Genomic DNA, 11,988 nt, shown 5'->3' on the forward strand with positions numbered 1-11,988 from the left:
TGGGGGCGGGGGGGGGGGGGGGGTGCCCCGCCGGGCGGCCCCGCCGGGTGGGGGGGCGCTTCTTGGGTTTTACCGGGGTTCGCGGGGGGGGGGGGGGGGGGGGGCCCCGGGTCCCCCCGGGGCCCCCCCCTCGTCGTACGCGTGGGTGCGAGGTCAGCGAGCCCTGGGCCCGCCCTTCGGCAGGCGCATCCCCTTGGGCATGGGTCCCTTCGGGAGCGGCATGTTGCTCATCAGGTCGCCCATCGCGCGCAGCCGGTCGTTGGTCGCCGTGACCTGCGGGCCGGTGAGGACGCGGGGGAACTTCAGCAGAGTGGTCCGCAGCTTCTTCAGCTCGGTCTGGCCCTCGCCCGTGCCGACGATCACGTCGTGCACCGGCACGTCCGCGACGATGCGGTTCATCTTCTTCTTCTCGGCGGCCAGGAGGCCCTTCACCCGGTTCGGGTTGCCCTCGGCGACCAGCACGATGCCCGCCTTGCCGACGGCGCGGTGCACCACGTCCTGGCTGCGGTTCATCGCCACCGCGGGGGTCGTCGTCCAGCCCCGGCCGATGTTGTCGAGCACGGCCGCGGCGGCGCCCGGCTGGCCCTCCATCTGACCGAAGGCGGCCCGCTCGGCCCGGCGTCCGAACACGATCGCCGTCCCGAGGAAGGCGAGCAGGAAGCCCAGGATGCCCAGGTAGACGGGGTGGCCGATCAGGAAACCGATCGCGAGAAAGACACCGAAGATGAGGAGGAAGACTCCCGCGAGCACGAGGCCGATCGTCTTGTCGGCCTTGCGGGTCATCTTGTACGTCAGGGCGATCTGCTTCAGTCGCCCGGGGTTCGCGGCGTCCGCCGCGCTGTCACTTCTCGCCATGCCACGAAGTCTACGTGGCCCCGGAAGTGCCCACGACGGCAGTGTCCGGGAGGGGGGACGGGAAGGGTGTGGGGATGGGGAGAGGGTGGAGCGGGGTGGCGCGGGGTCGGTCAGGAGGTGCGGGCGGAGCCGACCGCTTCGAAGACGCGCTGCGCCTCGACACGGTCCTTGGCGCGACGGCGGTCCTCCAGTACGGAGGTCCAGGCGTTGCGGCGGGCGGTGCGCTGTCCGCTGCTCATGAGCAGCGACTCGACGGCGCGCAGGGCGGTGGTGAAGGACGGGATCGCGGTGGCGCGAACGGGCGCGGCCTGCATGGTGGAAGTCCCCCTCGGCGGCTTCGGGTGGGTTCTACGTGGTGTGATACCAGCGTCACTGTTTGGTGTTACCAGGGCGTGACCGACCGGTCAAACGCCCATGAAGCCTTGATGCGGGGCATTCGGGGGTCTCCGTACGCCGACGCGGTCCCGGCCGGGGCCCTCATCTGCGAGGACGGTCGGGACCGCGTCGATTCGGCCGTTACTGGCCAGTAGCATCTTGTGCGCGAGTTCACACGCTTGACCGGCGCCCGTATGGCGCAAGCATGTCGGCGGATGTCGCCCAGGTCACACGGCCTGCGAGGCGACGACGGCGTCTCCCGGCAGCGGAGCGGCGGACCGCTGCTCCACGGCCATCCGGTAGAGGCGTCCGGCGCGGTACGAGGACCGGACCAGCGGTCCGGACATCACCCCGGAGAAACCGATCTGCTCGGCCTCCTCCTTCAGCTCCACGAACTCCTGCGGCTTCACCCAGCGCTCCACGGGGTGGTGGCGCACCGAGGGGCGCAGGTACTGGGTGATGGTGATCAGCTCGCAGCCGGCCTCGTGCAGCTGCTTCAGCGCCTCGCTGACCTCCTCGCGGGTCTCGCCCATGCCGAGGATCAGATTGGACTTGGTGACCAGGCCGTGGTCGCGGGCGTCGGTGATCACCTTGAGCGAGCGCTCGTAGCGGAAGCCGGGGCGGATCCGCTTGAAGATGCGGGGAACCGTCTCGACGTTGTGCGCGAAGACCTCGGGGCGGGAGGCGAAGACCTCCGCCAGCAGCTCGGGGACCGCGTTGAAGTCGGGGGCGAGCAGTTCGACCTTGGTGCGGCCGGCCTCGCGGGAGGCGGTCTGCTCGTGGATCTGGCGGACCGTCTCGGCGTACAGCCAGGCGCCGCCGTCCTCGAGGTCGTCGCGGGCGACACCGGTGATGGTGGCGTAGTTCAGGTCCATGGTGACCACGGACTCACCGACCCGGCGCGGCTCGTCGCGGTCCAGCGCCTCGGGCTTGCCGGTGTCGATCTGGCAGAAGTCGCAGCGCCGGGTGCACTGGTCGCCGCCGATGAGGAAGGTCGCCTCGCGGTCTTCCCAGCACTCGTAGATGTTCGGGCAGCCGGCTTCCTGGCACACGGTGTGCAGCCCCTCGCTCTTCACGAGGTTCTGCATCTTCGTGTACTCGGGGCCCATTTTCGCCCGGGTCTTGATCCACTCGGGCTTGCGCTCGATGGGGGTCTGGCTGTTGCGGACCTCCAGGCGCAGCATCTTGCGTCCGTCGGGTGAGACTGCGGACACGACCGGCTCCCTAGCGATTGATTCTTCGGCGTCGTCAAGCGTACGCCCGTTGATTTGAAACCCGGCGCGGGTGTGGGCCTCCCTGGGGGCTGCCGCCCCCGGGGCCCCGCTCCGGCCCCGGAGGGGCCTCGTCCTCACACGCCGGACGGGCTGAGCGGGGCCGGTGTCTCCTCGACGAGGCGCGGCTTGAGCTCGGCGTTGCCCAGGACGTCCGTCAGGTGGCGCTCGGCGACCGGCAGTACCTCGTCGATGGTGACCTCGCGGCCCAGCTCGTACGCCAGGGAGGTGACGCCCGCGTCACGGATGCCGCAGGGGATGATCTTGTCGAAGTTGGACGTGTCCGGGTTCACGTTCAGGGCGAAGCCGTGCATGGTCACGCCCTTGGCGACCCGCACGCCCATGGCGCAGATCTTGCGGTCCTCGCGGCGCTGGCCGGCGTTGGAGGGGGCGTACTCGGGGCCGTTGAGGCGGGGGTCGAACTCCTCGTCGGTCAGCCGGGGGTCGAAGTCGAGGGAGAGGCCGCCCAGGGCGGGGCGCCGGTCCACCGGGTCGCCCAGGACCCAGACGCCGGCCCGGCCCTCCACCCGGCTGGTCGCGACGCCGAACTCCGCGCAGACGCGGATCATCGCCTCCTCCAGGCGGCGCAGGTGCGCGACCACGTCCACGGGGCGCGGGAGCTTCTGTATGGGATAGCCGACCAGCTGGCCGGGGCCGTGCCAGGTGATCTTGCCGCCGCGGTCCACGTCGACGACCGGGGTGCCGTCGAGGGGGCGTTCGTCGTCGGCCGTGCGCCGGCCGGCGGTGTACACCGGCGGGTGTTCCAGGAGGAGCACGGTGTCGGGGACCTCGTCGGCGAACCGGGCCGCGTGCACCCGGCGTTGCTCGTCCCAGGCCTCCTGGTACTCCACGGCCCCGGCACCGAAACCCATACGGACGAACCGCAACTCACTCACGGCAAGCGCCTCCCTGGAAGGTCGTAAGGCACGAAACGCGCCCAAGCCACTGTACGTCCGCGCTCTCCGCGTCAGCCGCACGGCCAATCCTCACACGATCGGATGAATGAAGGTCGAGATGTGCGACCGGCCGCTTACGCTCCGCTACATTCGCGCCGTTCACGAGGCATCAGGCCTGATCACAGCCCTCAGGGCACTTCATCCGGGCACGTCGGAGGCCCGGGAGGCAGGAGACCCAACCGCAGATGACGGAACGACCCGCGCAGCGCACGCCCAACCGCCAGCTCGCCGCGCTCATCGCAGAAGCGGGCTTCTCCAACGCGGGTCTGGCCCGACGCGTCGATCAGCTGGGCCTCGAGCACGGGCTGGACCTCAGATACGACAAGACCTCCGTCACCCGGTGGCTGCGCGGGCAGCAGCCCCGGGGCACCACCCCCGCCCTCATCGCCGAGGTCTTCACCCGCCGCCTCGGCCGCCGGCTGACCGCCCAGGACCTCGGCCTGGACGCCTGCGCCCCGGTCTACGCGGGACTGGAGTTCGCCGGGACCCCCGAGGAGGCCATCGACATCGTCGGAGGGCTGTGGCGCAAGGACTCCGGCAGCCACGCCGAGCTGCGCAAGATCGCCTTCACCCCGGCGGGGCTCGTCGTCCCGAGCCGGGACTGGCTGATCGGGCGGCCCGACGAGAAGGTCGCCCGCGGCGAGCAGGCTCCCCGGGTGCCGGTCCAGAGCCGGCCGGCGCCCAGGGCGACGGGCCTGAAGCCCGCGCCCGCCGCGCCCGCCGCGCCCCCCGCCGTCCCGCGCCAGCGCGGCCAGGGCAGCGAACGCGGCCCCGGTCAGCGGGTCACCGGCGGCGACATCTCCGCCCTGCGCTCGGTCGGCGAGCTCTTCCGCACCCTCGACAACATGTACGGCGGCGGCCACGCGCGCCAGGCACTCGTCCGCTACCTCGAACACGAGTGCGAGCCGATGCTGCGTGGCGTCTACGGCGAGCAGACCGGCCGCCGTCTGTTCGGCGCAGCCGCCGACCTCACCCGGCTCGCGGGCTGGACCTCCTTCGACATCGCCGCGCACGGCCTCGCCCAGCGCTACTTCGTCCAGGCCCTGCGCCTCGCCCAGGCGGCCGGGGACCGGGCGTACGGCTCCTTCGTCCTGGTCACCATGAGCCGCCAGGCCGTCTACCTCGGCCACGGCCGCGAGGCCGTCCAGCTCGCCCGGGTGGCCCAGCAGGGCGTCGGCGGCGGCGCCCCGCCCGTCGTCCAGGCACTGCTGCACGCGGCCGAGGCGCGCGGGCACGGCGTGCTCGGCGAGGTGCGGGCCTGCACGGCCGCCCTGGTGCGGGCCGAGCGCGCCCTGGAGGCGGCCAGGGGCGGGGACGAGGTGCCGTACTGGGCGCGGTTCTTCGACGAGGGGCAGCTGGCCGACGAGTTCGGGCACTGCCACCGCGACCTCCAGCAGTTCCGGGCCGCCGCCCAGCACGCCGAACGCTCCCTCCAGCTGCGCCCCGCCGCCTACGCCCGCAGCCGGCTGTTCTGCCGGGTCGTCCTCGCCTCCGCCCGTCTGGGCCTCGGCGAACTCGACCAGGCCTGCCAGCTGGCCGCCGAGGCGGCCGGACAGGCGGCGGAGATGCGGTCGGTCCGGGCGGTGGAGTACATCAGGGACTTCGAGCGCCGGCTGGAGCCGTACAAGGACGCGGCGCCGGTGCGGACGTACCGGGACAAGGTCGCCGCGTTCGGGTAGGCGGAGGGGGTGGCTCCACCGCCCGCGGGACCCGCGCGGCGCCTTCGTGGCCCCTCGCGCGGTGCCCCGCGGGCCTCGGGGGCGGTTCAGGCCGCCTCCGCCGCGGGCTCCGGGTCCGCCCGGTGCATCGACCCCGCCGCTCCCAGGTCCGCCACGATCGCCGCGGCGGCCCGGTGCGCCGAGTGCAGGGCGCCCTGGACGGTGCTGGTGTCCCGGTGGTCGCCGCACACGTACAGGCCCGCGAGGAGCCGCACCGCGCGCCGCAGGTCGTGCGGCGGGCGCATCGCGGGGACGGCCTCGGCGGTGTGGTGGACGGCGAGGGTCTCCCAGCGCGCGGTCGAGGTGCCGTAGAGCCGGGCGAGGTGCATCCGCACGGCCGTGTCGACGCCGTCGGGCGGGGGGCCGAGGACCGTGGAGGAGATCAGGGCCCGGCCCTCGGGCGCGCGGGACGGGTCCACGGAGCTGACCACCGTCGTGTGCGCGACCGGGCCGCCCCGGTCGGCGTCGAGCAGGAGGGACGCGCCGGTCGCCAGCGGCTCGTCCGTCGTGTGGTGGACGACCGTCACCGGGTGGAAGTCGGGCACACGCAGGCCGGGCAGCAGCTCGGCGGCGGTGCGGGCGTCGGTGGCCACCAGGACCGCGCGGCAGCGGAACTCGCCGTGCTCGGCGGTGGTCACCGAGGTCGTGGACACCGAGGTGACCCGCACCCCGGTGTGCACGGTGCCCGGCGGCAGCGTCCGCGCGAGCAGCTCCGGCAACACCTCGGCACCCCCCTCCGGTACGCACAGCCGGCCCGCCGCGAAGGCACGCAGCGCGAGGTCCGCGCACCGGCTGGAGGTGGTGAGGTCCGGGTCGCAGAGCAGCGCGGCGAGCAGCGGACGCAGGAAGCCGTCGATCGTGCGGGCGGGCAGCCCGCGCGCCGCCAGCGCCTCGGCGGCCGCCGACTCCGGGCGGCGCAGCAGCCGTTCGGTGGAGGTGGCCGCGATCCGGGTGAGCGCGGCGCTCAGCCGGGCCTGGTCCACGGCCGTGCCCAGCGGGGCGCCGGGCCGGACCCGGGGCGGCGGCACGGCCTGCCCCGGCGCGCCCGCCCGGCCCCCGGGCAGGGACATGCTCCGGCCCCCGGACAGCGGTACCGCCCGGGAGACGCCCGTACGGGGCCGGGGCAGCGCACCCGGCCGTGGGGCGCTCGCCAGGGCGCGTACGGCATGGAGTGCGCCCCGTGCGCTCCCCGCGCCCGCCTGCGCGCCGGCGCGGTGATGGCGCCCGTCGCTGTGCAGCAGGACGCCGGGGGAGAAGGAGCGCAGCACCAGCGCGTCCAGCCCCGGGGTCAGGGCCAGTTCGGGATACGCCGTGGACAGCAACTGCCCGATGCGGTCGAGCCGGAAGCCGTCGACCTTCTCGGTCGACATGCGGCCGCCTGGGTAAGGGGCGGCCTCCAGGACTGCGGTCGTTATTCCTGCGCTGGTCAGCCGATGTGCGGCGGAGAGTCCGGCGATTCCGGCTCCCACGACGACGACGTCTGCCTGGTACGCGGGCTCAAGCACGTGCCCCTCCTCGAGGTTTGCGCGGCCGGTGGAGACGTCATGCCCCCAACTGGCGTCCGGGATACCCGAGTTCGGATCGAGGGTAGGGCCGTGATCGGTCAGGGGCAGTCGCGCATGGACAGGGCACGGTCGCACGGCGGTCGCATACGGTCGCCGGGGGTGAGCACACCTGGTCGCACACCGCCGTACGGACCCGCCCACCCCGCACTCCCGCCGCACCCGTGGCATCTCGCACACCGCACACACGGCGTCCCGCCCACCCCGGGCCCGCCTCCCACCCGCCCAGGACCGCGCCCTCGCGCCCGACGTCCCGCGCCCCACGGACCGCGTCCGCGCGCCCCAGGACCACGCCTGCACGCACGACGTCCCGCACCCCGGGGCCAGGTCCGCACGCCCGACGTCCCGCGCCTCACGGACCGCGTCCGCGCGCCCCAGGGCCACGCCTGCACGCACGACGTCCCGCACCCCGGGGCCAGGTCCGCACGCACGACGTCCCGCGCCTCACGGACCGCGTCCGCGCGCCCCAGGGCCACGCCTGCACGCACGACGTCCCGCGCCCCACGGACCGCGTCGGCGCGGACCGCGTCCCACGCCTCACGGACCGCGCCCCTCGCCCTACGGACCCGCGTCCCGGGGACCGCCTCCCGCGTCTCACGCCGCGCAGGCCGCGTCTCACGCCGCGCGGATCGCGTCCTCGATGCCCGGGAACGCGAAGGTGAAGCCGGACTCCAGAAGCCGCTTCGGCACCACCCGCGCACTGCCCAGCACGTCCCGGGCCATCTCGCCCAGTACCGTCCGCAGCACCGGCGCCGGCACCGCGAACAGCGTCGGCCGGTGCAGCACCCGCCCCATCGCCTCCGTGATCTCACGGTTCGTCAGCGGCTCGGGCGCGGTCAGGTTGAACGGCCCCGACAGATCGTCACGGTCCATCAGATGCCTGATCGCCGCGACCTCGTCGTGCAGCGCGATGTAGGACCAGTACTGCCGCCCGTCGCCCATCCGCCCCCCGAGGCCCGACAGGAAGAGCGGGAACAGCCGCCCCCACGCCCCGCCGCCGCGCGACACGACCAGACCGGTGCGGGTGAACACCGTCCGGACGCCGGCGTCCCGGGCCGGCGACGCGGCGGCCTCCCACTCCACGCACAGCTCCGGCAGGAAGCCGGTACCGGCGGGCGCGCCCTCGTCCACGACCCGCTCGCCGGTCTCGCCGTAGATGCCCATGGCGCTGCCGTTGACGAACACCCGCGGCGGCTCGTCGAGCGAGGCGACCGCCTTCGCCAGACCGGCCGTGGCATGCACCCGGCTGTCGTGGATCCGCTGCTTGTACGCGTCCGTCCACCGCCGGTCCCCGACCCCCGCGCCCGCCAGGTTGACCACGGCGTCGCACCCCGCGAGCCCCGCCGCGTCCACCCGCCCGCGCTCCGGATCCCAGCGCACCTCGTCCGCGCCCCGGGGCGCACGGCGCACCAGCCGGACCACCTCGTGCCCGTCGGCGGTCAGGGACCGCACCAGGGCGCTGCCGATGAGACCGGACGCACCGGCCACCGCGATTCGCGCACGTTGCTGTTCCATGGGCCCATCCTGCCCGGTGCGGGCACAAAACCCCGGTCGGGACGGCGGCCGCGCGCCTTAGGGTGGCGCCCATGCCCGAGCCCTCCGCACTCCGTGTCCGCGCCGCCCGGTCCACCGACGACGGGGCGCTCGCCCTGATCGACCGGCTCACGTGGTCGCATCTGCACGCCGTGATGCCCGAGCCGGGGCCCGACGAGCCCTTCTTCGACGAACGCCATGTCCCCGAGGACCATCTGGTCGCCGAACTCGCCGGCCGGGTCGTGGGATACATCCGCCTCGGCCGCCCCACTCCCGTCGCCGCCAACGCGCACGTCCTGCAGATACAGGGCCTCGCCGTCGCCGACGAGGCGCGCGGCGAGGGGGCCGGACGGGCGCTGCTCCGGGCGGCCGTGGAGGAGGCGCGCGGGCGCGGCGCCCGCCGCCTCACGCTGCGCGTCCTCGGCCACAACACACCCGCCCGCAAGCTCTACGAGTCCGAGGGGTTCGTGGTGGAGGGGATCCTGCCGGAGGAGATGCTGCTCGGCGGGGAGTACGTGGACGACGTCCTCATGGGGCACCGGCTGTGAGGCTCAGGAACCGGTGAGCTCGCCCGTGTCCACCGGCGCCGTCGCCTTCGCCGCCCGCGAGGCGTCGTCGGCCACCTCGGCCGCCGTCAGCACGTAGCCGGTCTCGTCGTCGGAGGTGGAGCGGGCGAAGACGACGCCGAACACCTCGCCGTCGGTGGTCAGCAGCGGGCCGCCGGAGTTGCCGGGGCGGACCGTGGAGCGGATCGAGTAGATCTCGCGGGTGACCGTCGAGTCGTTGTAGATGTTGCGCCCGGTCGCCTTCACCCGGCCTGCGACCGTGGCCGCCTGGAGGTCGAGGTCGCCGTCCTGCGGATAGCCCGCCACGACCGCCTCGTCGCCCCGCTCCGCGGTGTCGTCGAAGCGCAGCACCGGGGCGCGCAGCCGGGGGACGTACAGCACGGCCACGTCCTTGTCCGGGTCGAAGAGCACCACCTGGGCGTCGTAGGAGGACCCCACGCCGCCGACGCGCACGCTCGGGTGGTCGATGCCGGCCACCACGTGCGCGTTGGTCATCACGTGCTCGCGCGCGTACACGAACCCGCTGCCCTCGCGGCCCTGGTCGCCCGAGGAGCCCTCGATCTTCACCGTGCTCAGCTTGGCCGCGTTGGTCGCCCGCGCCGTGACGCTGTCGCCGCTGGGCTTGGCGACCCGGGCCGTCGACTCGTTCTCGAACGGGTTGAAGACCTGCGGGAAGCCCGCCGCGGCCAGCGCGGAGGTGGCGTTGGAGAACCACGCCGGGGTGGTCTCCGGCATCGCGTCCTGCACCGCCCCCAGCAGCTTGGAGTCCCGGATCGAGGAGGCCACCAGCGGCGAGGAGGACGCGGCCAGCACGCTCGCCGCCACCCACGCCACGATCAGCACCGCCACCGCGTTCGCCGCCGCGCCGCCGATCCCGTCGGCCACCCTGAGCGGCCCCCGGTCCAGCTCGCGCCGCAGCCGCAGCGCGAGGCGCCCCGCCAGCTCGTGCCCGAACGCCGCCGGGACCAGGACCGTGAAGACCGCGGTCAGCGTGGCGGCCGTGGTCCCCGGTGTCACGAGGTTCATCACCCACGGCAGCGCCCACACACCGATCACCGCGCCGCCCACGAACCCGGCCAGCGAGACACCGCCGGCCACCAGTCCGCGCCGGTAACCGGAACCGGCGTAGGCCAGGATCGCCAGCACCAGCAGGATGTCGAGCAGGTCCACGGAGCCGCCTTTCTCTTGGACCCTTCAGTACGTGGGGGACGGGCCCAGTGATCAGCCGCACGCACGCGTGCCCGAACGCAATCGGCCACGTGTGCGTACACCGAGAAAAACGCCGCGGACCGGGACGATGGTTCCACCAGGTGGCACAGCACACGTCGCGGGCGGAGCGGAACCGGCCGACAGTGGGTCCATGTGTGCCCTCCGACCGGCGCCCCGCGGGACCCGGGGAACGCGAGGACGGCGGCGCCCGGCGCGCATACCGGGACCGCTCCTCGTACTCCTGGGCTGCCTGCCCGGGCTCGCCGCCGTCGCCGCGCTGGTGCTGTGCGCGGGCGGCGTCGACCGCGCCGCCTCGGCCCACCTGGCCGCCCGCGCCGGCCGTCCCACCCCGGCCCGCACGGTGACCGGTGCGTACACCGCGCCCCGGCCGCACATCGTGCCCCGCTCGGCCTGGCTCGACGCGCGCAGCCGGCACGACCAGCCGCCGCCGCGCTACGACGACGAGGTCGTCGCCGTCTTCGTCCACCACACCGACTCGCCCAACGGCTACGCCTGCGCCGACGCGCCCCGCGTCATCCGCTACCTGTACGCGGGCCAGACCGGCGTCCGCGACTGGGACGACATCGGCTACAACTTCCTCGTCGACCGCTGCGGGACCATCTACGAGGGCCGCGCGGGCGGTGTCGACCGTCCCGTCACCGGCGCCCACACCCAGGGCTTCAACCACCGCACGGCCGGCATCGCGGCCCTCGGCACGTTCACCGCCGGCGTGCCCGTGCCGCAGCCGATGGTCGACGCGATCGCCGCCCTGACGGCCTGGAAGCTCGGCCCGGCCGGCGTCGACCCGCGCGACATGGTCCGCCTCACCTCGAGCAACAGCCTCAGCCGGTACGCCGCCGGAGTCACCGCCACCCTGCCCGCCCTCGCCGGCCACAACGACGGCTACATGACGAGCTGTCCCGGCGCGGCCCTCACCGCCCGCCTGCCGGAGATCCGCGCGACGGCCGCCCGTCTCCAGGGCCGCACGGCCGCCACGGCGCCCTCGGGGACGCTCACAGGAACCCCTTAGGCGGGATTCAGAGTTCTCCCATGCCCGGGGCCTACGGTCATGAGCAACAGGAACCGACCGGAGGTGGGGACGATGAACAGCAGCCACAGCGTGGGCAGCGGCGGTCACGGCTCGGAGCACGCGGCCGCCGGATGGACCAGGGCCGCCCGCGGTCCCTGGACGGTCCTCTGCGCCGTCGCCGCGGTCGTCCTCGGCCCGGCCGCGGTCACCGCGTCCGCCCTCGAACAGGCCAACAAGGCGCCGCTGCACCACGCGGTGCGCGCCGACCAGACGCAGGCGTACATCCCGGCGGACAGCACCCGCCGCAAGGCCGCGGTCTGAGGCCCGCGACGGCGGATCACTCCTTGAAGCGCGCCCACAGCCGGGGATAGCGCTCGGCGAGCGCCATCTCGTTCTCGAAGTCGACGGGCGTGCCCTCGGGTTCGGACGGAGCGGGCGGAACGCCCAGGTCCGGGGCGACGGTCCCGGTGAGCTGCTCGTAGGCCTCGTCGGCCGCGTAGCCGAGCTCCTCCCCGTCCCCGTCGATCTCCTCGTCGAACTCGTCCAGCAGATCGGCGAGCGCGTCCGGATCGTGCACCGCGCCCTCGAACGTCTCCCGGCCCTGCCCGATCAGCCAGCACCGGAAGAAGTCGAAGGCGTCGTCGCTCGCCCCGTCCAGAAGCACCCACGCGGCGCCCCACAGATCCCAGGTGTAGGCGCGGTTGTAGCGGGACTCGAAATGCCGGGCGAAGTCGAGCACGGACTCGGGGTCCAGCCGGATCAGCCGCTCCACGAGCAGGTCGGCCTGCTCCTCGGGGTCGCCCTCGGCGGCCTCACGGGAGGCGTCCACCAGCTCCCAGAACTCCAACTCGTCCATCACGCGTCCAAGCATCGTGCCTGGAGGTGTGCGGCGCACCCGGAGTGCCGGTGATTG

12 protein-coding genes are annotated in these 11,988 nt (G+C 74.0%); 4 read left to right on the plus strand and 8 right to left on the minus strand.

Annotated elements, in window-relative coordinates:
- Positions 1-153 precede the first annotated feature (153 nt).
- From ACFY30_RS38190 to lipB, 4 genes are all read right to left on the minus strand, one after another.
- On the minus strand, positions 154-855 hold the full coding sequence (locus ACFY30_RS38190; protein WP_390849746.1) for a DUF4191 domain-containing protein: 702 nt from the start codon (positions 853-855) through the stop codon (positions 154-156).
- A 110-nt stretch (positions 856-965) separates the two neighbouring features.
- Complete coding sequence (locus ACFY30_RS38195) at positions 966-1,169, minus strand: hypothetical protein (RefSeq protein WP_390849747.1); 204 nt, start codon at positions 1,167-1,169, stop codon at positions 966-968.
- A 288-nt stretch (positions 1,170-1,457) separates the two neighbouring features.
- Entirely contained in the window at positions 1,458-2,444 is a 987-nt protein-coding gene (gene lipA / locus ACFY30_RS38200; RefSeq protein ID WP_390849748.1) for a lipoyl synthase, read from the minus strand.
- Positions 2,445-2,578: 134 nt separating this feature from the next.
- On the minus strand, positions 2,579-3,397 hold the full coding sequence (lipB, locus tag ACFY30_RS38205; protein ID WP_390849749.1) for a lipoyl(octanoyl) transferase LipB: 819 nt from the start codon (positions 3,395-3,397) through the stop codon (positions 2,579-2,581).
- A gap of 245 nt (positions 3,398-3,642) precedes the next feature.
- Here lipB and ACFY30_RS38210 point away from each other — a divergent pair, with 245 nt between their 5' ends.
- Positions 3,643-5,136, plus strand: a complete 1,494-nt coding sequence (locus tag ACFY30_RS38210; protein WP_390849750.1) for a regulator — start codon at positions 3,643-3,645, stop codon at positions 5,134-5,136.
- 86 nt (positions 5,137-5,222) lie between these two features.
- Here ACFY30_RS38210 and ACFY30_RS38215 read toward each other — a convergent pair whose 3' ends face one another.
- Entirely contained in the window at positions 5,223-6,680 is a 1,458-nt protein-coding gene (locus ACFY30_RS38215) for an NAD(P)/FAD-dependent oxidoreductase (protein ID WP_390849751.1), read from the minus strand.
- A 672-nt stretch (positions 6,681-7,352) separates the two neighbouring features.
- Positions 7,353-8,252: a TIGR01777 family oxidoreductase gene (locus ACFY30_RS38220; RefSeq protein WP_390849752.1), complete on the minus strand. Its 900-nt coding sequence runs from the start codon at positions 8,250-8,252 to the stop codon at positions 7,353-7,355.
- Between the two features lie 71 nt (positions 8,253-8,323).
- Between ACFY30_RS38220 and ACFY30_RS38225 the strand changes: the two genes are divergently transcribed.
- Positions 8,324-8,818, plus strand: coding sequence for a GNAT family N-acetyltransferase (locus ACFY30_RS38225; RefSeq protein ID WP_390849753.1), 495 nt, complete (start codon positions 8,324-8,326; stop codon positions 8,816-8,818).
- A 3-nt stretch (positions 8,819-8,821) separates the two neighbouring features.
- On the opposite strand, the gene ACFY30_RS38230 is transcribed toward ACFY30_RS38225, so the two are convergent.
- Entirely contained in the window at positions 8,822-10,006 is a 1,185-nt protein-coding gene (locus ACFY30_RS38230; protein WP_390849754.1) for a MarP family serine protease, read from the minus strand.
- 190 nt (positions 10,007-10,196) lie between these two features.
- Between ACFY30_RS38230 and ACFY30_RS38235 the strand changes: the two genes are divergently transcribed.
- Together ACFY30_RS38235 and ACFY30_RS38240 are read left to right on the plus strand one after the other, a co-directional pair.
- Positions 10,197-11,075, plus strand: a complete 879-nt coding sequence (locus ACFY30_RS38235; protein WP_390849755.1) for a peptidoglycan recognition protein — start codon at positions 10,197-10,199, stop codon at positions 11,073-11,075.
- A 72-nt stretch (positions 11,076-11,147) separates the two neighbouring features.
- A complete protein-coding gene (locus ACFY30_RS38240) occupies positions 11,148-11,396 on the plus strand; it encodes a hypothetical protein (RefSeq protein WP_390849756.1) in 249 nt (82 codons plus the stop codon).
- Positions 11,397-11,412: 16 nt separating this feature from the next.
- Here the strand turns inward: ACFY30_RS38240 and ACFY30_RS38245 are convergent, their stop codons facing one another.
- Positions 11,413-11,931, minus strand: a complete 519-nt coding sequence (locus ACFY30_RS38245; protein WP_390656189.1) for a DUF4240 domain-containing protein — start codon at positions 11,929-11,931, stop codon at positions 11,413-11,415.
- Positions 11,932-11,988 lie beyond the last annotated feature (57 nt).

The sequence above is a fragment of the Streptomyces sp. NPDC000345 genome (genome assembly GCF_042898825.1).
Taxonomy (GTDB): domain Bacteria; phylum Actinomycetota; class Actinomycetes; order Streptomycetales; family Streptomycetaceae; genus Streptomyces.

Bases quoted from the DNA above. Each gene is read 5' to 3' on its own strand.
- ACFY30_RS38190 (WP_390849746.1), bottom strand. From the start codon at position 855: ATGGCGAGAAGTGACAGCGCGGCGGACGCCGCGAACCCCGGGCGACTG.
- ACFY30_RS38195 (WP_390849747.1), bottom strand. From the start codon at position 1,169: ATGCAGGCCGCGCCCGTTCGCGCCACCGCGATCCCGTCCTTCACCACC.
- ACFY30_RS38210 (WP_390849750.1), top strand. From the start codon at position 3,643: ATGACGGAACGACCCGCGCAGCGCACGCCCAACCGCCAGCTCGCCGCG.
- ACFY30_RS38220 (WP_390849752.1), bottom strand. From the start codon at position 8,252: ATGGAACAGCAACGTGCGCGAATCGCGGTGGCCGGTGCGTCCGGTCTC.
- ACFY30_RS38225 (WP_390849753.1), top strand. From the start codon at position 8,324: ATGCCCGAGCCCTCCGCACTCCGTGTCCGCGCCGCCCGGTCCACCGAC.
- ACFY30_RS38235 (WP_390849755.1), top strand. From the start codon at position 10,197: ATGTGTGCCCTCCGACCGGCGCCCCGCGGGACCCGGGGAACGCGAGGA.
- ACFY30_RS38240 (WP_390849756.1), top strand. From the start codon at position 11,148: ATGAACAGCAGCCACAGCGTGGGCAGCGGCGGTCACGGCTCGGAGCAC.
- ACFY30_RS38245 (WP_390656189.1), bottom strand. From the start codon at position 11,931: ATGGACGAGTTGGAGTTCTGGGAGCTGGTGGACGCCTCCCGTGAGGCC.